Origin of the sequence: Binatus sp. (SeqCode), from assembly GCF_050013435.1 — a bacterium.
Lineage (GTDB): Bacteria > Desulfobacterota > Binatia > Binatales > Binataceae > Binatus.
Genome location: NZ_JBEKFG010000004.1, coordinates 38644 through 60576 on the forward strand (window position 1 = coordinate 38644; position 21933 = coordinate 60576).

Below are 21933 nucleotides of genomic sequence, written 5' to 3' on the forward strand. Positions count from 1 at the left end.
TTTTTGAGTCATTCTGAGCGAAGCGAAGGAACCCGGATCCGGCGTCCGACGTCGGCCAGACACGCGCTGGCGCGCGCGAGATCCTTCGGCTTCGCTCAGGATGACACAAAGAGGAGACGCGGAGGGGCTTTTGCAAATGCCAACGCAGTTCACTATAGATTTGGCCAAGTGCACCGACGTCCGGTCTCGCTTAAATTGCGAAAGCGGGCGCATCAGAAACGGCAATCGGAAGGAGGCTGGCGCATGAAATCGAAAGTTGCGGGTTGGCTATTGTTGTGTGCCGTAGCTTGCACGCTGATGGCCGCGCCGGCGATGGCTCAGCCTCGCTTCGGCGCCTACGACGACGGCCACGTTTGGCGCGACCCGGGATGGTGGCATACCAATAATCCCCAGTGGATGTATGCGTATCATCCTGAATGGGTAGTGGAGCGGCGCGATTGGTGGCAGTACGACCACCAATATCATCCGGACTGGTTCTGGGCGCCGTTCTGGGGATCGTATCCGCTTTGGACCTGGGGCGCTCCTTACGAAGGCGTCTATCACGACTACTGGTGGTGGCATCGGTACCATCCCGATTGGATGTATGCGAACCATCCTGAATGGGGTGAGCCATATGGCGGGTGGCTGCGCGCCGATTACGGCGCGCATCCCGGATGGTTCACGTCGAATTATTGGCGCGACCATCCGCGCGACTGGGCCCATCCTGACCGGGAATTCTGGAATCGTGAGAACGGCCGCTTCAACAATTATTTAAACGAGCATCCAGAGCGTCGTTCTCAGCTAAGCGCCGGAGCAGGCCGGGGCGGCGCGCGGGGCCAGGAACACGGCGTCGAGGTCCAGCGCGGTACCGAACACCCGGGCGGCGCGCGGGGCGAGGAACACGGCGTCGAGGTCCGGCGCGGTTCCGAACACCCGGGCAACATGCGCGGTGCCGAACACGAGGGAGGCGCCGAGCGGGGCGCCCGTCCGGGCGGCGAGCATCCTAATGAAGCCGCTCGCGGGCACACTGAAAATGCCCCTCATCCGGAGCATCATGAGGAATCGCACCATGAGGGCGGTGGCGGCTCCGGCGGCGAACGGGAAAGGAAGTGAAGGCGCATCGCGAGCGACTGACCAATCGTCGCGGACGGCGATGCGTCTGTGCTGTCCGCCCGGCTGTCGAGTGCTAAGGCCGCCCGCCGTTGGCGGGCGCGGCATGAAGGAAGAATCACCTGCGCGGTGGGCGGCGGGGGTGACCCCTGCACCCGGTGTTAAGAAGACGCGAAAATCTGCGCAGGCAGGGCTGAGCCCTGCACCCAGTATTAAGGCCGCCCGCCGTTGGCGGGCGCGGCCCCTCGCCGTGGCGACGGCAAAGAAGAAGATCCGGGATTCTTCGCTTCGCTCTAGAATGACACGGGCGCCGCTTGCTTTTTTTCCGTCATCCTGAGCGCAGCGAAGGATCTCGCGCGCCAGCGCGTATCGCTTCAGCACCAGCATCCGGTTATGCACAGCTCTCCTAACAGAGAGAGGAAACCGGCAGCGAGCTAGCCCTCGCCCAGGCGCGATTGCCCCAGCAGGATTCCGCCATCGACGGCGATCACCTGGCCGGTCACGTTAAGCGCCTTGTCGGAGCAGAGCCACGCCACCGTGCGGCCGATATCCTCGGCGGTCTGTTCGCGGCCGAGCGGAACGAGCTGGCGCACAACAGAGTCGAAGACCATGCGCGCGTTCGCATCGCCGCCGCCGAGCACTGCGCCCAAATCCTGCCATACCTTGGTGTAGATGAGCCCCGGCGCGACCGCATTGACGCGAATTCCGGCCGGACCAAGCTGGAGTGCGAGGGTTTTAGTGTACGAGATCACGCCAGCCTTGGCCGCGGCGTATGCGGCTAGCATCGGAGACGCTTGCAGGCCGGCAACCGATGAGGTGTTGCAGATCGCGGCGCCACTGGTCATCCGCGGCGCAACCTCACGCGAGACTAAATAGACCGAGTTCAGGTTGAGATCGACATAGCGGCGCCAGGTCTCGACGCTGTCCCACCCGGGTTGATTGCCACTCTCGAACCATGCCCGATCACCGCCGCCGGCGTTGTTGCATAGCACGTCAGGATGAGCGCCGAAGCGGGAGGCAATCTCCTCGACCGCGCGATTCACCTGCTTCTCGTCAGTGACGTCGGCGGCAAAGCCCTGAACCTGGGCGGCGATCGCGGCGGGGGGCGGCGCCAGATCGCGATCGATGACGGCGACCTGCTCGACCACCTTTTCTTCAAGCAGCGCGTTGACGATCCCGAGTCCGAGTCCGCGCGCTCCTCCAGTCACGATTGCGTATTTCACTGATTTTTTCTCCGGACGAGCTGGGTGCGGGCCGGGCGCTCAGGCGGCTTCCTTGCGGTTGCCCGAGTATTCCTTTCTATAGACGCGCAGCAGCGACGCAAACACCGACATGATCGCGGGGCCCAGGAACAGGCCGAGCGGACCGTACGCTTCGAGTCCGCCGAGAATCCCGAGAAACAGCGCGATAGTGGGCAGGCCGGTGCCGTGCTTCATCGCCAGCGGCTTGATGAAATTGTCGATCACCGCGAGCGCGATCGAACACCAGATGACCAGGCCGACCGCCGCCGACCATCCCGAGGCAAGGCCCAGGTAGAGTGTGGCGGGAATCCATACCAACGCGGTGCCGCCGATGGGCATCAGTCCCGCGGCAGCCGAGGCGATCGCAAGGAACAGCCAGTACGGCACGCCGAAGATCAGCATGCCCACGCCGATCGTCACGCCCTGCAGCACCGCCGACAGCATCAGCCCGCGCATCACCGACGAAAGCGTGGTGCGCAGGGTGTCGAAAATCGCTTTCTTGTCGTCTTCATGCAGCGGGGTCAGGTCGCGCAGGCCGCGGTAGTAATAGTCGCCGTCGCGCAGCATGTAGAAGAACGCGAGCAGCGCGATACCGAAGTCGATGATGAACGAGAGGATGTTTTTCGCGGCCTGGGTCGCATTCCTGGCGACGAAATTGCTGGTCATCTGCGCCGCTTGCAGCGTGAGCTTGGGCAGCTCCTCGTCGAGCTTGTAACCGCGTTCGCCCATTTTTTTGGAGACCCATGCACCGAGATCGGTGTGGACCGCCCAGTCGTGCAGCTTCGTCACGCCCCCGCTATTGACCAATTCCGTGGCCTGCGTGTAAAGCGTCTGCGCCTCGACCACGAGGCGGCCCGAGGCCCAGATTGCCGGCAGAATGACGCCAAGCCCGACGATAATGCTGATGATCGCCGTCGACAGCGATCGGCGCTTGACGTACTTTTCGACTTCGATCAGCGCGGGATGCGCCATGAATGCGAGCAGGATTCCCCACACCAGCGGGGTCAGGAACGGCAACAGCAGTTCGTACAGCTCGTAGGCCATCACGGCCAGAAAGCCGAAGAAGAAAAGCTGCACTATGCGTTCGCGTTCCATTCTCGTGGCCGTGGCGTCGATCCGTCGGGATGCGATACTCGGCGCGAAATGCTAGCAGATGCCGCCGCTATCGTCGCCTGCCGCGGGACGGTGAATCGGGACGCGCGGTTTTTCGGTTGCCCGCGAGCGCAAGATCGGTTACCGTCAGCGTTTGCTTGATGTATCTACTCAACACGCCTCGCCCGTGAAGGCACGTAGCTCAGTGGGAGAGCGCTTCCTTGACACGGAAGAGGTCGGCGGTTCAATCCCGCCCGTGCCTACCAGGTCCGTGCCCACAGCCGCGCGCGCGAATTTCGCCCCGCCAGTTTCCCGCAATGATTAGAATCTTCGCTTGATGAGTTCCAAAGTAACCGTAACCGTCGGCGGCGAATCCCGCGTCGTGCCGGTTGGCACTATCGTTCGCGACGTACTGGACGGGATTCCAAGCCGCGAGCTGGTGGCCGCGCGCATCGACGGCAAGGTGGTCGATCTCACGCACAAGCTCGAGCACGACGCGTCGGTCGAGCCGGTGATTGCGGACTCGCCCGAGGGTCTCGAGACAATCCGTCATTCTACGGCGCATCTGATGGCGATGGCGGTGCAATCGCTGTATCCCGGGACGCAGGTGACGATCGGCCCGGTTATCGAGGACGGCTTTTTCTACGACTTCGCGCCCGCCGCGCCGTTCACGGTCGAGGATCTGCCGAAGATCGAAGCCAGAATGCGCGAGTTGGTGAAGGCCGACCACAAGATTCAGCGAAGTGAAGTGTCGCGCGAGGACGCGATCCGCAAGTTCTCGGCGATGGGCGAGAAATACAAGGTCGAGATAATCCAGGGCATCCCCGACGATCACGTATCGATCTACAGCCAGGGCGACTGGTTGGATCTGTGCCGCGGACCGCACGTCCCCTCGACCCGCTATCTCAAGGCGTTCAAGCTCACCAGCGTGGCGGGCGCGTACTGGCGCGGCGACGAGCACAACGCGATGCTCTCGCGCATCTACGGCACCGCGTTCGCCAGCAAGGAGGCGCTCGAGGAGCATCTGAAACTCGTCGAGCTCGCCCGCCATCGCGACCATCGCAAGCTGGGCCGCGAGATGGGCCTGTACATTTTCGATCCGATCTCGCCGGGCTCGCCGTTCTACCTGCCCAAGGGCGTCATCATCTTCAACGCGCTCGTCGACTACATGCGCCGCCTGTACCGGCGCTACGGCTACGACGAGGTGGTCACGCCGCTGATTTTCAAGAATGAGCTTTTCAATACGTCGGGGCATTGGGAAAATTTCCGCGAGAATATGTTTCTCTCGCCGGATCCCGACAGCGCGACGAACACTATCGACACCGGCCCCGAAGGATGGCATCACGGCTACGGGCTCAAGCCCATGAATTGCCCCGGCCATACCTTCGTGTACCGCGCCGAGAAGCGCTCGTACCGCGATCTTCCGCTGCGCATCGCGGAGTTCAGCCGGCTGCATCGCGCCGAACGCTCGGGCACGCTGCACGGCCTGATGCGGGTGCGCGCGATGTCGCAGGACGACGCGCACATCTTCTGCCGGGAAGATCAGATCGAGGACGAAATCGGGCTGAATCTGCAGATGGTTCGCGAGGTTTACGCCGCGCTGGGTTTCGAGCGCGTCGAGTTCAAGCTGGCGACGATGCCCGAGCATCATCTCGGCACCGCGGAGCAATGGCAGATGAGCGAGGCCAAGCTCGGCAACGCGATGAAGCGCAACGAAATCGCGTACGAGATAAATCCGAAGGAGGGCGCCTTCTACGGCCCCAAGATCGAGATTTACGTTTCCGACGCGCTCAAGCGTAAGTGGCAGGTGGCGACGATACAGCTCGATCCCAACATGCCCGAGCGCTTCGACCTGACCTACACCAACCGCGCCGGCGCCGAAGAGCGTCCGGTGATGATTCATCGCGCGATCCTGGGCTCGCTCGAACGCTTTATCGGCGTGCTGATCGAGCATACCGGCGGCGTGCTGCCGTTGTGGCTCGCGCCGGAGCAGGTGCGGGTGCTGTCGCTTAGCGAAAAGGTCGAGGACTACGCCAAGGAAGTCACCGGGCTGCTCAGGCGCGAGGGACTGCGCGCCCACAGCGACATCCGCAACGAGAAGCTCGGTTTCAAGGTTCGCGAGGCCGAACTGGCCAAGGTGCCGTATATGATTGTGGTCGGCGAGCGCGAGGCCGCCGATCGATCGGTGTCGGTGCGGCTGCTGCGCGGCGAGAAGAGCAATGCGATGCCGCTGGCGGCGCTGGTCGAGCTATTGAAGAAGGAGCCGATCCCGGCTTAGGAAGTTCATCCGGCCACCAAGCCGGAGGAGGTGTCATATCCGAAGAGATTTCAGAACCCCGCCCTCAAGGGAGCCCGCGATTCGCGTCAATAACCTGATTCGCGCTCAAGAAGTCCGTGTAATCGACGCCGACGGCAGCCAGGTCGGAATCCTGCCGCTGCGCGAGGCGATCAAAGTGGCGGAGAGCCGCGGCCTGGACCTGGTCGAGGTCTCATCGACAGCGACGCCGCCGGTGTGCCGGGTCACCGACTTCGACAAGTACCGGTACTCGCAGAAGAAAAAGACGCACGACTCCAAGAAGCACACCATCAGCATGATCAAGGAAGTGAAGATGGGGTCGGCGACCGGGCAGCATGATGTGGACTTCAAAGTTAATCACATCAAGCGCTTTATCGGTGAAGGTCATCGTGTTAAGCTCACCGTTTCGTTCCGCGGCCGCGCGATTACCCATCCGGAACTCGGACGGGCGCTGATCGAGAGAATCATCGCGCAGGTTACGGAAATCGCGCAGGCGGAAGGCACGCCCCGGATGGAAGGACGCAACATGTCCGTGCTGCTGACGCCGCGATAGAAAAAAGTTCAGGAAAGAAGCAAAGCGACCATCGTATGCCGAAAATCAGAACCAGCCGTACCGCGGCCAAGCGCTTTTCCGTGACCAAGAGCGGCAAGGTCAAGTTCAAACACGCGTATGCCCGCCATATGTTCTCGGCCAAAAATCCGAAACAGAAAGCGCGGCTGCGCAGGACCGGTATCCTGGGCAAGGCCGACGCCGAAAAAATTAAGATAATGATGCCGTACGGTTGAGCGCGGCCAACTAAGAATTAACTTACCCGATATCTACCAAGGAAGGATTTCACCACTCCGATGCCTCGCGCCAAAGGCGGACCCAAGACGCGCCGCCGTCATAAGCGTCAACTCAAGCTCGCCTCCGGCTTCGTCGGCGGGCGCAAACTTTACCGGCAGGCTCGCTCGACCCTCGAGAAGGGCCTCACCTACGCCTATCGCGATCGCAAGCAGAAAAAGCGCGATTACCGCACGCTATGGATTGCGCGTATCAATGCGCTGGCGCGCGAAAGCGGAATCTCGTACAGCAGCCTGATGAACGGGCTCAAGAAAGCGGGCGTCGAGGTCGATCGCAAGATGCTCGCGAAGCTGGCGCAGGAGCGCGACGGATTGTTTACCGAGCTGGTGCGCACCGCCAAGAGCGCGCTCGGCTTGCAAGCAGCATAGAGCCGCGCCGTTCCAGGGGCCGCGCACCAGGAAACCATGTGGGTCGTTCGCCCACGTGGTTTTTTGTTTTTGGTTTTTCAGTGGGTGCAATATGGCACCACGGATGAATGGCGAGACTGAGCTGGACGGCCGGGGAAGAGCACGATGAGAGAACAACTCGAGGAAATCAGGCGCCGTGCGATGGCGGAACTCGGCGACGACGCCGGCGAGGCGCAGATCGACGCGGTCCGGGTGCGCGTGCTCGGCCGCTCGGGCGAGCTTACGGAAATCATGCGCGGGATGCGCGAAGTCCCCAATGCGGAGCGTCCCGCCATCGGCCAGCTCATCAATCAGATCAAGGGCGAAGTCGAAGCGCGCATCGAGGCTCTGAGCGAGAAACTCAAAGCCGCGGCGCTGAGCAAATCGCTCAATGAAAAACGCCTCGACGTGACGCTGCCCGGGATGCGCATCGCGCGCGGCCATCTCCATCCGATCACCGACATTCTCGAAAAAATGCTGCAAATTTTCGAGTCGATGGGCTTCGAAGTCGCGATGACCCAGGATATCGAGGACGACTTCCACAACTTCGCGGCGCTCAACTTCACCCCGCATCATCCCGCGCGCGACATGCAAGACACCTTCTACCTCGAGGGCGGGATGCTGCTGCGAACGCATACCTCCAACGGCCAGATCCGCGTGATGGAGAAACGGCGGCCGCCGCTGGCGGTGGTTTGTCCCGGGCGATGCTATCGGCGCGACGACCTGTCGGTGCGCGCCTCGCCGATGTTCACGCAGATCGAGGGCTTCATGGTCGATAAACGCGGGCGCATCACGATGGCGCAACTCAAGGGCGTGCTGACCGAATTCGCGCGCGCGTTCTTCGGCACGACGGCGGTGCGCTTTCGCGCCAGTTATTTTCCATTCACCGAGCCGAGCGCCGAACTCGACATGCATTGCATCCTGTGCGACGGCGCCGGATGCCCGGTCTGCAAGCATTCGGGATGGACCGAAGTGCTCGGCTGCGGAATGATCCACCCCAACGTGATGCGCGCGGTGCAGTACGATCCCGACGAGTACCAGGGCTTCGCCTTCGGCATGGGCGTCGAGCGCACGGGTCTGCTCAAGCTCGGGGTTGACGACATGCGTCTGTTTTTCGAGAACGACCTGCGCTTTTTGAGCCAGTTCCCGGCGCTGAGCGGAGGTGTGCGATGAAGCTTCCGCTCAGTTGGATGCGCGACTTCGTCAGCGTGGACGCGCCGGTCGAGGAAATCTCGCGGCGCCTCAGTTACGCGGGGCTGGTGGTCGAGAATGTCGAAAAACTCACGCCCGGATTCGCGGGCGTGTTCGCCGCCAGGGTGCTCAACGTCGAAAAGCATCCCAACGCGGACCGGCTGAATCTTTGCGACGTGGACGCGGGCACCAAAGGCCAATTCAAAGTCGTGTGCGGCGCGCCCAACGTGAAGGCGGGCATGATGGCGCCGCTCGCTCTGGTTGGCGCGCAGCTTGGCAAGCAGCCGCCGCTGGAGGCAGCCGTCATTCGCGGTGTGCGTTCCGAGGGCATGCTCTGCTCGGAGCGCGAGCTTGGCCTGTCGCTGGATCAGGCTGGAATCCTGACGCTCGGCGCCGATGCGCCGCTGGGTGGCGACGTGGCCGCGTATTTGCACCTCGACGATACCGTGCTCGATGTCGAAATCACGCCGAATCGGGGCGATTGCCTGTCGGTGCTGGGCCTGGCGCGCGAGGTCGCGGCCTTGTTCGCCGCCCGGCTGCGCGCACCACGGCTGCGCGCGGCGCATTCGGCCGGCTCGCCCGACGGCGCGCGCTTCACGGTTTCGGTTTCGATCGACGCGCCCGATCTATGCCCTCGTTACGCCGCGCTCGCGATGACCGGAATCAAGATCGGTCCTTCGCCGGCGTGGCTCAAGCGCCGGCTGGAACTATGCGGGATGCGCGCGCTCAACAACGTCGTCGATGCGACCAACTACGTGATGCTCGAACTCGGCCAGCCCTTGCACGCGTTCGACTTCGGCAAAATCGCAGACGGAAAGATCATCGTGCGCCGCGCCGGCGACACGCGCGAGTTCGTCACGCTCGACAACGTCGCGCGCACGCTCGATCCGAACGATCTGCTGATCGCCGACGGCGACAAGCCGCTGGCAATCGCGGGCGTGATGGGCGGTCTCAACTCCGAGGTCGGCGATCCGACCGGGACTATTTTGCTCGAGAGCGCATACTTCGAGCCGATGACCATAGCGCGCACGGCGCGGCGCCTGGGTTTGCGCAGCGAGGCGAGTTACCGCTTCGAACGCGGCGTCGATCGAGCGGGACAAGTCGGCGCGCTGATTCGCGCCGCCGAATTGATCCGCAGGATCGCGCGCGGACGCGAGGCGTCGCCGATAGCCGACTTCGAGCCGCGCAAAGCCGAGCCGCGCGAGATTGCGCTCGACCTCGGCGCGATGGAATCGTTGCTGGGCGCCGCGATAGCGCCGACTGTGGCCAGGAGCCGGCTCAAATCGCTGGGCGCGCAAGTGAGCACGCGCGCCAAGGGTGTGCTGGCGGTGGTGCCGCCGTCGTTCCGCTCCGACCTGGTCGAGCAGACCGACTTGATCGAGGAAGTCGCGCGGCTCGGCGGCTTCGAGGACATCCCGGCCCTGCTGCCGCAACGCGTCACCGCGCTGGCTCCCGTCAATCGCGAGCGCGAGTTCTTGAAGGGCACGCGCGAAGTGATGCTGGGATGCGGCCTGACCGAAGCCGCCACTATCGCGTTCATCGCGCCCGCCGACAACGCGCGCTTTTCGGGGATTGTGGCCGCCGCCCGGCCCGTCAAAGTAACCAACCCGCTGTCCGCGGAACTCAGCGAACTGCGGGTGAGCCTGATACCGGGGCTGGTCACCGCGCTCAGGTTCAACTTGAACCGCGAGGCCCGCGCCTTTCACGCATTTGAAATGGGCAAGACCTTCCGCATGGACGGCGACGCCGCGACCGAGCAACATCATCTCGCCGCCGTCAGCTACGGAGCCTACGCGCTCTCCGCGATCGGCGAGCACAGCGTCGCGGCGGGATTTTTTTCGATCAAGGGAATCCTCGAGACGTACCTGGAAGCGATTGGAATTTCGCCGCGGGTGGCGTTCAAAGCTCTCGAGAGCGCCGATGCGCCATTCCTGCATCCCGGCCGCAGCGCTATCGTTATGCTCGACGACGCGCCGATCGGTTTGATTGGCGAGTTGCACCCCGCGGAGGCGATGCGGCTGGACCTCGACGATCCATGCGCGGTCTATGAACTTGACTTGAGTGGGCTCATTGCCTATGGTTTCTCGCCGCGCAAAACTTTCCAGCCGCCGCCAAAATATCCCGCGATCAGGCGCGATTTGGCGTTGGTGCTGGATCGAAATTTCCCGGCGGATATGGTAATCAAAGCCATTTGGGAATGCGGCGCATCGCTGCTGGAAAGCGTCGAGGTGTTCGACGTGTACGAGGGCACGGCGGTGGCCGCCGGGAAAAAGAGCGTGGCGTTGGCTTGTCGTTACCGTGCAAAGGATCGCACGCTGACCGATGAGGAGGTTAACCGCATTCACGCCGTGTTGATCGAGCAGGCGCTGATGCGATTAGGGGCGGAGTTGCGGTAATTAAGCGTGCCTAACGCGAGCGGGTGGGGATCGTTACGCCGCAGGGCATGACTAAAGCCGATCTTGTAGATCTGATCTACGAGCGGGTAGGCTCCTCGAAGAAGGAAGCCTGTGAAGTGGTCGAAGCGGTATTTGCGATCATCAGGGATTCATTGCGCCACGGTCAGAAAGTGAAAATTTCCGGCTTCGGCACCTTTCTCGTCAATCAAAAACATGCGCGCCGCGGGCGCAACCCGCAGACCGGCGAGCCGATTACCATCGACTCCCGCCGCGTCCTCTCCTTCAAGCCCAGCCAGGTATTGAAGGAGCGGGTTAACAACGGCGCCAAGCCGGCGGTATGACGCCGATGCCACGCCAGCCGTCAGTTCGCCGGCAAAAATCCAAGCCGGATGCGCGCGCCACGATGTCCTTGTTCCCCGAGCGCGGGCTGAAGATCGGCGAAGCGGCGCGCGCGCTGGGCGTCGAGACCTACGTGCTGCGTTTTTGGGAAACCCAGTTCCCATTTCTGAAACCCAGGCACACCCGCACCAAGCATCGCTTCTACAATGAAAAGGACCTCGACGTGCTGCGCCTCATCAAGCGCCTGCTGCACGACGAAGGCTTCACGATCGTAGGCGCCAACAAGCACATCAAGGAATTCGGCATCGACGCGCTGATGACCGGCAAGCCGATCGCGAAGCCGTCCCCGGCGTCATCGGAGCGCGCGCCGGCGCGATCTCCCGGAATCGACGGTCAAGCCCGCCGCGTGCTCAATGAGGTCCGCCGCGACCTCGAATCGATCCACAAGATTCTGGAAGACTGAGTCGCGCACTCACCAAGCTAAGGGAGAGCGAAACCCACCGTGGGTTCCGGCAGGGGTGACCCCTGCACCCAATGTTAAGGCCGCGCTCCGTTGTCGCGCGCGGCCCCTGCACCCGCAGTGAGAAGTCGTGAAAATCTGCGCAGCGCATCTTTTCACGACTACGCACTGGCAGGGGTGAGCAGGGCTGAGCCCTGCACCCAGTGTTAAGGAGAAGATGCGGCCTGACGGCCTGCTAGGACTTTTTTTGAGTCATCCTGAGCGAAGCGAAGGAACCCGGATCCGGGCTTCGCCCTGTTAGAAGTGGTTAAGGGGGAAAAAATAGTCGTCGTTGGCCGTAGTGTTTTCTGTCATCGCGAGCGAAGTCTGCGTAATCGAGGGACCCCGGATCTTACCCCGCCCGTTACTTCATGGGAGAGGCGGCCGGCCGTCCGGTAGTCGGCTTGATTCCGTGGGAACCTGCCTCCTTCGTTCTCTCACGTCGGGAACGCGGGTTCGACTCCGGCTGGGATCACCACTAGAATGAATAACTCTCAAAAGAATGTACGTGCAGTAAGTGTTCGATAGCCACGGAGGCTGCGCAGGTAGTGGAGGAGGACATGGGCACCAAAACAGCGATCGAATTAATGCAAGAGGAGTTGTTCAGAAAATCGCAAATGTTCGAGCGATATTCGGGATTCTGGTACGAGCAGCAGTCGTTCCTAGAAATGACCCGGATTGCAGGCTCAAGTCAGCTGGAATTCCTTTCCAAGGCAACCGAAGCGGCGCGTCTGTCGTTTAGCGCGGCTGATCTAGTGGGTAGTTCGCTTTTGAAAACCCCTCTCGCTGCCCTTACGAAATCTTTTGCTGAACAGGCGACAGCCTTTCAGCAGATCAATAGATCGATAGCTAGCGATATGGGACGATTTGCACTGATTTCTGAGCAAATCGCGGCTCGGTTCCGTATGCCAGCGATCGAAGAAATGGCCGCGCTTAGAAATATGCTCGAAGCTGCTCACGAGGCCACAAGGTTCGTTGCGGAAAAAATGAATTTCCTTCGGGCGGCGGAGTCTTTTCAGGTCGCTTGGATCAATATCGAATCTCCGTTGAATTCGCTTAAAGCCTTGTCTGATCTGAACGGGATTGGAAACGCCCTCAAGACTTTCCAACCCTTCGAATCTGAGTTAACGGGTATCCTACGATCGTCTCTAGGTGACTGGCGGAACGTGACAATTCCACAACCAGTCTATGAAGACGCTCTCGAAAGAGTTGATTTCTACGCGGGACAAGGCTTTGACCTCGAACTCACAAATTTCCCACAGCCCGCATTCGACCTGATTCTTGATGCGGCAGAGATCCGGCCCAGGTCGCCCTCGCTGGCGGTACGCAAGCTTGAAGGCGCGGTCACGATAGAGCTTCTCACGGATCACGAATCTATGATGGGATTCGCCTACGATCTGTTGTTTGAACTCGAGAGCCGATTTAGAGCTTTCATCCACCGGCAGATGGTCAGCAGGTTCGGAGAGCAGTGGTTACAGCGTCAGGTTCCGGGTCCGATGCGGAAAGCGTGGGAAAGTAAACGAGCGGTGGCCCTTGAGCGAGGCGAACCCATACAGGATTTGATTTTCTACGCAGACTTTACAGACTATGTAACAATCATATGCAGACGCGATAACTGGAATAGTGCTTTTCGAGAAGTGTTTCTCCGAAAGGAGGGCGTCCAGGAGGCATTTTATCGTCTCTTCCCGATCCGGATTTGCACAATGCACGCGCGACCGATCACACAGGCAGACCTGCTGCTGCTCTTCGTAGAGTCGGACCGCCTGCTCAAAGCCATCGACGCTAAATCGCGAAGAGCCACCAGAGAGGTCACGGCCCGATAATCGGATTAGTCTGCGGCCCCGCGCATCGTGGATCAAAACCGGCAAAACCTTGCAGAGCGAGGCAATCCGGAGCCAAGCGGCGGTCGGGATGACGGAGTGAGACGGAATGGGGCGCGAGAGGAACTTGGAATTTGGACCCGCTCCCGACGCTCGATGACTCGCGTCGGCCTCGCCCTGTCAGGGCGAGGCACGACTAACGCCGGACACCGGAGTTTCCGGCGAGATTCTTCGCTACAGCAGCTTTCGCTCAGAATGACACGGGCGCCGCTTGCTTTTTTTCCGTCATCCTGAGCGCAGCGAAGGATCTCGCGCGCCAGCGCGTATCGCTTCAGCACCAACATCCGGTTACGCACAGCTCTCCTGTCGGAGTGGTGCCGAGGGATGGAGGCTGGAGAAAACTATTCCGCGATGCGGTCGCGCGAGGCTAGTTGGGCGCGGGCGGGCTTGCGTGCAGAGGCCGTCGCTTCCGCAGTCGAAGGCTGACGTATCAGCACGCCGAGCGGCGCGAGATTCAGTTCGGTGGCGCATTGCTCGGTCGCGCGATGCGCGACGCGTCCGGCCTCGACCATCTCGGCAATTATGCACACCGCGCCGGCCATCGTGAGCGCCCCCAGGCCAAGCGCGATCTCAGGCAGTCCCGCGATCGCGGCGACGGCCGCGCTGATCACGCCCGCCGCCAGAGCCAGCTTGGTGATTCGAGTGGACTTTATCCGCACCAGTACGCGGTTGGTGACCTTGCCCGCCTCGTGCTCTTCGTCGGCGGTCTTGAGTTCGATTCGGGTCCACGGATTGGGGCGCACTTCGAGGTCGTAGTCGTTCCATCCCGCATCGACGACGGCGCCATGGCCGCTGCGCGCGAACAGCTTCAGCATCCGGTCCATCAGGCGGTCACGCGTGATGCTTTCGTCGTTCCAATAGTCCAGCCGGATCGAACGCCTGAGCCAGTTGATGGTTGGGCGTTGGCGCACGCCGTCGGCGCCCGCGAGTCCGGTCAGGGCTTTCGCCCGCGTCTTGTAGCGCGTCATCGTTCGCACCATCGGTCCCGTGTAAGCGAGATACGCGATCAGAAGTCGCGCGGTAAAACTTTGGTGAGATTTTTCCAGCGGCGCATGCCACGCATAGTAGAGCGCCCAAATCGGCCCGAGCGCGAGCATCGCAGCCGCGGGAATGATCGACACCCCAAGCACGATCGACGCGGCAATCGCGATCGCCGAGAGCACGGTCCATTCGAGCGTCTGCGGGAGAACCCTGGCCAGGGTAAGTGCGGGATCGAAAATCGTCTGCGCGCCTGCGGTTGCATTCCAGAGCACGCGTTTGCGGCTGCCGCCCGGAATAGTGCGCGCGAGGCCGGGAATCGTGCCGCGCCACGCGATTTGGCCCATCACGTTGAAGCGCTCGGGATAGCGCGGATACAGCATCGCCTCGGCGCGTCCATAGCCGCGCTGCTGTCCGTAGTAAGCCTTGACCGTGTTGCGCCGGAAGTGCCAGACGAAGGCGGCCGGCGAGAAGCCGAGCTTGAAGCCCGCGTCGAGCAATCGCCAGCAAATGTCAACGTCGTCGCCCGCCGACGTGAACTGCGGATCGAATCCGCCAATCTTCGCGAGCGCCGCCTTGGAGAAGAGCATGTTGCAGCCTGCCAGATGCTCGGCGCGATCCTCGGCGACCAGCACGTGGCACGGGGCGCCCGGCGATGCGGCGCAACTGGCTTCGATCCAGCCGTCTTCGTGCGGCGCGTAGTTCGGTCCGCCGCATCCGTCGAAGTTGTTTTCGATCATCAAGCGGACCATCAGCGTCAGCCAATGCGGATCGACGACGCAGTCCGAATCGGTGTAGGCGATTATTTCGCCGCGCGCCGCATGCATCCCGACGTTGCGCGCGACGCCGAGGCCCTTGTTGGGCTGGCGAATGAGACGGAACTCCGGAAAGTCCATCGAGATGTCAGCGGTGCGATCGCGCGAGCCGTCATCGACGATGACCACCTCGAAATTGGGGTAGTCGAGGCGGCGCAGCGACTCCAGGCAATCGCGCATGGTGCGCTCGGCGTCGTACGCGCAAATCACCACCGACACCATCGGCGTCTTCGGCGGCCGCGGCGGGCAGGTGCCATTGAGCGTCACGAACGGCATCACATCCGACGCGCGCATCATGCGCACGCCAAGCCAGTCTTGAGAAACCGGAGCAGGAACGGGAGGAGCAACCACGCCAGCCGCACCCGTGCCAAACGCCACTGCTACCGCCTCGTCCTGCCCCGGCGATGCCTGTCTGAATTCGATCACCACCGGCCGCGCCTCCGCGAGGTTGTGCAAGGCGACGACGAAATCGCGAATCTCGAGCGGCTCGAGCGCCGGGATTTCCGCGTAAAGAAAATCTTCTTCGAGGATTGAAAGGGCGCGCGTTTCCGGCCGCACCTTTATCCCGACCATCGCGTCAGGCGCGCGTCCCTTGATCGTCTTTACCACGCCGCGCAGGCGCCGCCGCGCGTTTTCGAGTCCGCCCGCGCGCAGCGCGTCCGGGGCGATTTCGCAATTGAGGATGTAACCGGCCAGGGCCGGATGCGTGGCGAAAATGTTTGTTGTATGCGCGATCCGCGAGACCACGGATTTCCATCCGCGGCGGCTGGTCAGCTCGTCGGCCGTGATTCTCAACTCGACCATCGCGACCAGTCCCGACTGGGCCGCGATGTCCAGGCAGGGCTGCGCATTCGCCTCGGTCAGCACCAGGCCGGTGGTGTGCGAGGCTCTGAGGTCGTCGAGTCGCTTTCTTAGTTTGAGCTTGTGAGCAAACTCGAGTGTCGCGCTGACGTCGGCGAGGCGCATCGCCTTGAAAAAGAACTTCTGTCCGGCACGGGCAAGGAACTTACCGTGCGGGGTGACGCGTTGGACCGGACCGGAATTGGTAAGCATCTGATGTAGGCGCCCTCTCGATAAGGACCCAAGTGCCAAAGCCATGCCACCGGGAAACCCCAGCGATTATGCGGCTTTTTCGGCAAACGCCCACCTCGCGCCAACCAATTGGGATGAGCCCTGTACGATTTGCGCCTCGGGCACGGACTCGGAGCGAACGATTCGCAGGGTGCAAAATCAGGCAGGGTGCCTCCTTTGCAAAATCAGGCAGGATTCCTCGTAATCGACACGCTAGATTGGTTATTTTGCGAATGTTATACGTCATTTGGTTGACACATCAACGTTGGAATCCTCCGACCGGGTTTTACCGCAATGAAACTACTGCTTGCTTGTGGATGCTGCAGGCCATCAAAGTTCAAACGACACCGTGATACGACCGACGCGCCAATTGAGGCCACCCCCGAAGAACTGCAGGCGATAAGGCTGCAGCTGGCTGAGATCGAGCAATCGCTCTCGCGCCTATGGGGTCCGACAATTTGGAGCCGCACGCCCGAGTGCATCCAGGTACGCGCCGAGGCGGCGGACCTGATCGACCGGCACTTCGACGGCATCGTCGACCAGTGGGTAGAGGCGATCGCCGCCATCACCGACAGCCGCGCTGAATACGATGAAAAGGCGCGCAGAGCCAGTTTGATCAATGCGCTGATCCGGCTGGGCGATCATCTGCGCGATCCCGACGACATTTGCACCTACGTTTATCTGCGCAAGCATTGCCAGGAGGGGATGCTGGCGCGGGCCAAACCCTCTCAGTTCAACACTATCCACATCGCGCTCAAGCAAATAATTCTCAATCACGTAAAATCCTCAATGACCGGTCCCGCGATGGAATTGGTGCGCGACCTGGTGGTCGCGGCAATCGACGAGCGGCGCCTGATGGTCTCGCAGTTCTACATCGAATCGCGCGAACGGTTGCTGCGCGAATCCGAAGAGAAGTACCGCAACACGATCGACCACGCGCCCGATCCAATGTATGAGATCGAAGCGGATACCTGGATCGTGACCGGGCTGAATGCGGCTGCCCTGCGGCTCCATCAAACGGAGGTGCCAGCAGCCGCCAGAGGTTGGTATGACCACGGCCATGACAAGATGCAGATTATTGGATATCCGATCACAGATTTCGTACCGCCGGAGCTAAGGGGAAGGGTGATCGACAGCCTGGAGACGGTTTTGCGCCAGGGATCGGCACAGAGCTCGGAATTTCCGATCGGGCCGCTCTTCTTCGACGTAAACATCGCGCTGATCACCTATGGCAAGAAGGAATTCATCCAGATGATCTTGCGCGACGTGACGCAACGGCGCGACATGCTCGACTCGCTGATCAAGGCCGAGCGATTGGCGGCGGCGGGCACCTTCGCGGCGGGCGTGGCGCATGAGGTGAACAACCCGTTGGCGTCGATTTCATCGCTGGTTCAATCGATCCTGACCGGCGAGAACGACCCCCAGCGGCGCACCACGCTGCACACCATCCTGTCCCAGATCACGCGCATCTCGAGCACGCTCAAGGACCTGGTGAATTTCGCGCGACCGACCACGGCGCAACGCAAGCCGGTGGACGTCAACGGGCTGATCGGCGAGACGCTGCGGCTGATCAGCTACAACACCCGCTTCAGCGGCATCCAGGTTGAACCCATCCTTGATCCCGATCTGCGCCGCGCGTTTGCCGACGACAACGAAATTCAGCAGGTGCTGCTCAATCTGCTGTTCAACGCCGCCGACGCCTCCCCTGCCCAGGGCGGCGTGATCAAGGTGATCACCGAGAACCAGCGCGCCGGACAGGGCGCGGACAAATCGCGCCGGGTGGTTATCAAGGTGGTGGACAACGGGATCGGAATCCCGCGCGAATATCTGGAACGCGTGTTCGATCCATTCTTCACCACCAAGCCCGCGGGCGCCGGCGTCGGACTGGGGCTGTCGCTATGCCAGCGCATGATCCTGTCCAACCAGGGCACCATTCGGGTTGACAGCGAGGTCGGCCACGGCACCACCATCACCATCACGCTGGCGGCCGCGGAGGATTCGGTCCGCGCGGAGCAGGCAGCGAGCATGGCCGCGTCTTGAGAATCGAAATGCGATGAACAACGACGCTTCATGGACCGCACAGGAGCGCGGACCGTACCGGCTGCTGATCGTCGAGGACGAACCCTTGATGCGCTCGATCATCGTTCAGCTGGCGCGCAGCGAAGGCTACGAGGTGACGGAGGCGCCGGCCGCCGCGGTCGCGCTGCACATCTTCGAAAAAGAAAAAATCGATCTCGCGATTCTCGACCTTAACCTGACCAGCGGCGGCAGCGGACTCGATCTGCTGCGCAAGATGCGCGAACTCGACCCCGAGGTGATGGGAATAATCGTCACCGCCTACGCCAGCGTCGAGTCAGCCGTCGAGGCGCTGCACCAGGGCGCTTACGATTACATCACCAAGCCGTTTGCCAACGATCACCTGAAGAAGGTGATGCGCAACGCGCTCGAGGGCAAGGCGCTGTTCAGGGAGAACCGTTTTCTGCGCCAGGAACTGCGCGAGAAGTATCGCTTCGAGAGCATCATCGGCAAAAGCGACGCTATCGAAAGCGTGTTCCGCGTCATGGAAAAAGTCGCGCGCACCGACACCAGCGTGTTGATCACCGGTGAGTCCGGCACCGGCAAGGAACTGGTCGCCCGCGCGATTCATTTCAGCTCCGACCGGGCCAGCAACCGCTTCCTGCCGATCAATTGCGGCGCGCTGCCCGAGAACCTGCTCGAGAGCGAACTGTTCGGCTACAAACGCGGGGCATTCACGGGCGCCGGGGCGGACAAGGTGGGCCTGCTCAAGGCCGCCGACAAGGGCACCGTCCTGCTCGACGAGATTGGCGAGTTGCCGCTCGCGCTGCAGGTCAAACTGCTGCGCGCGCTCCAGGAGCGCGAGGTCTACCCGCTGGGCGCCAACGATCCGGTGGCGTTCGACGTGCGCGTGCTGTGCGCCACCAATCGCAACCTCGAATCCGAGGTCAAGGCCGGCCGCTTCCGCGAGGAACTGCTCTACCGAATCAACGTCATCAACATCAACCTGCCCGGTTTGCGCGAGCGTCAGGACGATATTCCCCTGCTCGCCAACCATTTCCTGCGCAAGTACGAGAAGTCGTTGCCGCGAACTGCGATGCGCTTTTCCAAAGGCGCGATGCGCCTGCTGATCAACTACGCGTGGCCGGGCAACGTCCGCGAACTCGAAAACGCCGTCGAGCGCGCCGCGATTCTGGCCGAGACCGACGTCATCCATTCGCACGATTTGCCCGACAAGCTGCGCAGCACGTCGCCGGTGATGGCGAGTATCGAGAACTCGGGCCTCACGCTCGAGGAGCTCGAGCGCGAGCATATCAAACGCGTGCTCGACAAGGTCGAAAACGACAAGGTGAGGGCCGCGCAGGTGCTCGGCATTCACCTCTCGACGCTCTATCGCAAGGTTCAGCGCTACCACCTCGACGGCGACCTCCCGGTGAATCAGGAGCCTGCGCGCTCGGCATGAGGGGATGGCAACAGGCGTGGCAATCCGGCAGTCAAGGATATAGACTTTTCGCTAGACCGACTGGACGGCAGCCGGCGCGGAGAAAAATATGGATCTGTTTGCGCCAACTCACCTGCTGATCATTCTGCTGATCATTCTGGTCATCTTCGGGCCCAGCAAGCTCGGCGATGTCGGCGGCGCGATGGGCAAAGCGATTCGCGATTTCAAACGCGCGATGAACGAGCCCGACGATACGGCCAAGACGGTAGCCAAGCCCGACGAGGCGAAGGCCGCCGATGTTGTAAAGCCCGACAAGATTTCCTGATCCGCCGCGCTCCGCCAACTTTCCCGGACATTCACTTAATGCGCCTGCGATAACGCGCGTCCGTAACACGCGTCATCGATCCTTTCGATCCGTCCGCAGCGTGGGCCCAGCCTGATTGGATGCGCCATGCGCCCGACATCAAGACGGTCCCGGCGCGCCGCACAAGCGAGTGCGGCAGACTGCCCGAGCGCGCACGCGATCAAATCCAATTTTGTTCGCGCTGATCGCACTGACCGCCATCAGCGTATTCGCCGCGAGGAGGATCGGTGTACCTGATGGAGCTGAAGGTGCTCTGCAGAACCAAATTGGTCTGGAAAATCTTGCAGAGGGAGGCTGTCTGGATTAAAAACAATTTGTAATCAGGAAGTTAAAATCAAAGAGCAAATTGTGATCGCGCGGATTGCGTTCGGCATAAAAATTGCTTAAATAACAGAGCAATGATTTTAGAAATATTAATGAGCGGGCATTTTCCCAAGGTTTACAAGGCGGTCGCCGAAGCGCCCAAAACCATGCTGACTCTTTCGGATACGACCACATCGCCTTTTGGATACAGTTGTGCCGCTCGGGACAATGTGCGACCGCCGGCATTGAGCCGCTGAACGAACGTTTTTAACGACGGCAGGCGCCTGAAACGGAGACGGCAAGATGGACAGGGTTACCGCCGATCAGTCCAAAGAGTTGATGGGTTTGCCGCTCAGGAGCCACCTAATGGTACTGGCTAGCCACACGAACCGACGGCAGATGGTGAGCGAATGCGCTCGTTGATGTCAGGTACACTAGTAGTGTTGCTGCTCGCGGCGCCGGCGTGGGTGCTGGGCGGCAGTTCGGAGGCGTCGGCGGCGTCGCCCGAGTTAGCGGCGGTCGCGCCCGGCATAACCTATCCTGTGCTCCCCACCGAGCTGACGCCGCCGACCTACGACTATGCGGCGCCCGAGACGTGCGCCGGTTGTCATTTTATAGAGGAAGGGAACTTACCTGGCCTCGACCACACTTCGCGTGTATTGGGCGTTTGGTTTGAGAGCGCTGCCGCTGTCAACGCTTCGTGTACGGCCGGTCCTACGACTTCGGGCGGGGTTACGACCCCCGGCGCTCCATTTGCGTGCTGTACAGGGAAAGGAGCAGGCACTTGCTCGAGCATGTGGCAATTGACGGGCAGCGGATGGTTCGCCTCGCGGCACGCGCAGTCCGATTATGCCACGACCGAGAACGGGTTTTGCGCGAAGTGTCATTCGCCCCTTCAAGCTTACGCTCCCGCAAGCTTCAGCAATGGAGCCGTTGCCAATGCTCCCTCTGTTCCGCAGCAGCGATTCCAAGCTGTGACCTGTGCAACGTGTCATCCTCCGGATAACATCACCGCGCAGATCGGCGCGTTGAATCCAAGTGCTATGGACGGCGGGGCGGTCTCCATCTATCTCTGGAAGGGCTACAACAATCCCGCCTCCTATCAGACTCTGAGCACCGGAGTGAACTCCGACGGCACTTCGCAGGAAGACCTGCTATGCCTCAACTGCCATGAGCAGCGTCACAACACCGACGATTCGGCCATGTGGGCTATGATGACGACCACCTACGGTCCTAACGGTGGTCCGGTCAGGTGCATCGATTGCCACATGTCGGAGTACCAGTTCATCGGTGGCGGCAGCACCGGCCTGCCGCTGCTCGAGGAAAGGTTTCACGACTGGAACGTTGGCGCGGACCTTCCTTACTCCTGCGGCGCGGTAGGATCAGTGTCGGGATGTCATAACAGCACATATTCCACGTTCACTGTAGCCGACGCGCAGAACCTTATCCCGTTCATTAAAGAGCAGCACACCGATTGGTGGACCCTGCCGCCGTTCAATGGAGTGGTACAGGCCGCAGTGCCGGCACACGGGGCGCCTACGCTCATTGAGTACAAGACACTAGAGCGAGAGATATCGAAAATTGACGCCATGTGAGCGCAGTAGGAAGATGATGAATATCAACCCCGCCACATCGAGGCGACCGACGCAGCTACCCCCGGAGGCTTTTGTTCGTCCGGCTGGGCTCTACGGG

The 21933-nt window shown here is 61.4% G+C and carries 17 protein-coding genes and 1 tRNA gene; 15 read left to right on the plus strand and 3 right to left on the minus strand.

The window, feature by feature from the left end; translation table 11 throughout:
• Positions 1–243: 243 nt before the first annotated feature.
• Positions 244–1092, plus strand: coding sequence for a hypothetical protein (locus ABSB13_RS01410; protein ID WP_428104856.1), 849 nt, complete (start codon positions 244–246; stop codon positions 1090–1092).
• 431 nt (positions 1093–1523) lie between these two features.
• On the opposite strand, the gene ABSB13_RS01415 is transcribed toward ABSB13_RS01410, so the two are convergent.
• Together ABSB13_RS01415 and ABSB13_RS01420 are read right to left on the minus strand one after the other, a co-directional pair.
• Positions 1524–2312: an SDR family NAD(P)-dependent oxidoreductase gene (locus ABSB13_RS01415; RefSeq protein ID WP_428104858.1), complete on the minus strand. Its 789-nt coding sequence runs from the start codon at positions 2310–2312 to the stop codon at positions 1524–1526.
• 39 nt (positions 2313–2351) lie between these two features.
• A complete protein-coding gene (locus tag ABSB13_RS01420) occupies positions 2352–3425 on the minus strand; it encodes an AI-2E family transporter (protein ID WP_428104859.1) in 1074 nt (357 codons plus the stop codon).
• Positions 3426–3613: 188 nt separating this feature from the next.
• On the opposite strand from ABSB13_RS01420, the gene ABSB13_RS01425 reads away from it, so the two are divergent.
• The 10 genes from ABSB13_RS01425 (at position 3614) to ABSB13_RS01470 (ending at position 13196) form a co-directional block, all read left to right on the plus strand.
• Positions 3614–3688 (plus strand) — tRNA-Val (locus tag ABSB13_RS01425).
• Between the two features lie 71 nt (positions 3689–3759).
• On the plus strand, positions 3760–5700 hold the full coding sequence (gene thrS / locus ABSB13_RS01430; RefSeq protein ID WP_428104861.1) for a threonine--tRNA ligase: 1941 nt from the start codon (positions 3760–3762) through the stop codon (positions 5698–5700).
• 79 nt (positions 5701–5779) lie between these two features.
• The gene (infC, locus tag ABSB13_RS01435; protein WP_428104928.1) at positions 5780–6271 is read left to right on the plus strand and encodes a translation initiation factor IF-3; all 492 of its coding nucleotides are present in this window, start codon (positions 5780–5782) and stop codon (positions 6269–6271) included.
• Between the two features lie 35 nt (positions 6272–6306).
• Positions 6307–6504 carry a 50S ribosomal protein L35 gene (rpmI, locus tag ABSB13_RS01440; RefSeq protein ID WP_428104863.1) on the plus strand — a complete coding sequence of 66 codons (198 nt, stop codon included), beginning with the start codon at positions 6307–6309 and terminating at the stop codon, positions 6502–6504.
• Between the two features lie 60 nt (positions 6505–6564).
• Complete coding sequence (gene rplT, locus ABSB13_RS01445; protein ID WP_423945252.1) at positions 6565–6930, plus strand: 50S ribosomal protein L20; 366 nt, start codon at positions 6565–6567, stop codon at positions 6928–6930.
• 144 nt (positions 6931–7074) lie between these two features.
• Entirely contained in the window at positions 7075–8121 is a 1047-nt protein-coding gene (gene pheS, locus ABSB13_RS01450) for a phenylalanine--tRNA ligase subunit alpha (RefSeq protein WP_428104866.1), read from the plus strand.
• Positions 8118–10535 (plus strand): phenylalanine--tRNA ligase subunit beta, encoded by a 2418-nt coding sequence (gene pheT, locus ABSB13_RS01455; protein ID WP_428104867.1) that lies wholly within the window; start codon positions 8118–8120, stop codon positions 10533–10535. Before pheS ends, pheT begins: the two co-directional genes overlap by 4 nt.
• A 47-nt stretch (positions 10536–10582) precedes the next feature.
• A complete protein-coding gene (locus ABSB13_RS01460) occupies positions 10583–10876 on the plus strand; it encodes an integration host factor subunit alpha (RefSeq protein ID WP_428104869.1) in 294 nt (97 codons plus the stop codon).
• Positions 10873–11337, plus strand: coding sequence for a MerR family transcriptional regulator (locus tag ABSB13_RS01465; RefSeq protein ID WP_428104871.1), 465 nt, complete (start codon positions 10873–10875; stop codon positions 11335–11337). The genes ABSB13_RS01460 and ABSB13_RS01465 overlap by 4 nt, the downstream gene beginning before the upstream one ends.
• Before the next feature lie 596 nt (positions 11338–11933).
• Positions 11934–13196, plus strand: a complete 1263-nt coding sequence (locus tag ABSB13_RS01470) for a hypothetical protein (protein WP_428104873.1) — start codon at positions 11934–11936, stop codon at positions 13194–13196.
• 398 nt (positions 13197–13594) lie between these two features.
• Here the strand turns inward: ABSB13_RS01470 and ABSB13_RS01475 are convergent, their stop codons facing one another.
• Complete coding sequence (locus ABSB13_RS01475; protein WP_428104875.1) at positions 13595–16099, minus strand: glycosyltransferase family 2 protein; 2505 nt, start codon at positions 16097–16099, stop codon at positions 13595–13597.
• A gap of 312 nt (positions 16100–16411) precedes the next feature.
• Here ABSB13_RS01475 and ABSB13_RS01480 point away from each other — a divergent pair, with 312 nt between their 5' ends.
• From ABSB13_RS01480 to ABSB13_RS01495, 4 genes are all read left to right on the plus strand, one after another.
• Positions 16412–18157 (plus strand): two-component system sensor histidine kinase NtrB, encoded by a 1746-nt coding sequence (locus tag ABSB13_RS01480; protein WP_428104877.1) that lies wholly within the window; start codon positions 16412–16414, stop codon positions 18155–18157.
• A 13-nt stretch (positions 18158–18170) separates the two neighbouring features.
• Positions 18171–19595, plus strand: coding sequence for a sigma-54-dependent transcriptional regulator (locus ABSB13_RS01485; RefSeq protein WP_428104879.1), 1425 nt, complete (start codon positions 18171–18173; stop codon positions 19593–19595).
• 88 nt (positions 19596–19683) lie between these two features.
• Complete coding sequence (gene tatA, locus ABSB13_RS01490) at positions 19684–19899, plus strand: twin-arginine translocase TatA/TatE family subunit (protein WP_428104881.1); 216 nt, start codon at positions 19684–19686, stop codon at positions 19897–19899.
• Between the two features lie 1136 nt (positions 19900–21035).
• Positions 21036–21836 carry a NapC/NirT family cytochrome c gene (locus tag ABSB13_RS01495; protein ID WP_428104883.1) on the plus strand — a complete coding sequence of 267 codons (801 nt, stop codon included), beginning with the start codon at positions 21036–21038 and terminating at the stop codon, positions 21834–21836.
• The last annotated feature ends 97 nt before the right edge of the window (positions 21837–21933 follow it).

Excerpts from the sequence above, each read along its gene's own strand:
- ABSB13_RS01410 (WP_428104856.1), top strand. The coding sequence starts at position 244 with ATGAAATCGAAAGTTGCGGGTTGGCTATTGTTGTGTGCCGTAGCTTGC.
- ABSB13_RS01420 (WP_428104859.1), bottom strand. The coding sequence starts at position 3,425 with ATGGAACGCGAACGCATAGTGCAGCTTTTCTTCTTCGGCTTTCTGGCC.
- thrS (WP_428104861.1), top strand. The coding sequence starts at position 3,760 with ATGAGTTCCAAAGTAACCGTAACCGTCGGCGGCGAATCCCGCGTCGTG.
- rpmI (WP_428104863.1), top strand. The coding sequence starts at position 6,307 with ATGCCGAAAATCAGAACCAGCCGTACCGCGGCCAAGCGCTTTTCCGTG.
- rplT (WP_423945252.1), top strand. The coding sequence starts at position 6,565 with ATGCCTCGCGCCAAAGGCGGACCCAAGACGCGCCGCCGTCATAAGCGT.
- pheS (WP_428104866.1), top strand. The coding sequence starts at position 7,075 with ATGAGAGAACAACTCGAGGAAATCAGGCGCCGTGCGATGGCGGAACTC.
- pheT (WP_428104867.1), top strand. The coding sequence starts at position 8,118 with ATGAAGCTTCCGCTCAGTTGGATGCGCGACTTCGTCAGCGTGGACGCG.
- ABSB13_RS01460 (WP_428104869.1), top strand. The coding sequence starts at position 10,583 with ATGACTAAAGCCGATCTTGTAGATCTGATCTACGAGCGGGTAGGCTCC.
- ABSB13_RS01465 (WP_428104871.1), top strand. The coding sequence starts at position 10,873 with ATGACGCCGATGCCACGCCAGCCGTCAGTTCGCCGGCAAAAATCCAAG.
- ABSB13_RS01470 (WP_428104873.1), top strand. The coding sequence starts at position 11,934 with ATGGGCACCAAAACAGCGATCGAATTAATGCAAGAGGAGTTGTTCAGA.
- ABSB13_RS01475 (WP_428104875.1), bottom strand. The coding sequence starts at position 16,099 with ATGCTTACCAATTCCGGTCCGGTCCAACGCGTCACCCCGCACGGTAAG.
- ABSB13_RS01480 (WP_428104877.1), top strand. The coding sequence starts at position 16,412 with ATGAAACTACTGCTTGCTTGTGGATGCTGCAGGCCATCAAAGTTCAAA.
- ABSB13_RS01485 (WP_428104879.1), top strand. The coding sequence starts at position 18,171 with ATGAACAACGACGCTTCATGGACCGCACAGGAGCGCGGACCGTACCGG.
- tatA (WP_428104881.1), top strand. The coding sequence starts at position 19,684 with ATGGATCTGTTTGCGCCAACTCACCTGCTGATCATTCTGCTGATCATT.
- ABSB13_RS01495 (WP_428104883.1), top strand. The coding sequence starts at position 21,036 with ATGTGGCAATTGACGGGCAGCGGATGGTTCGCCTCGCGGCACGCGCAG.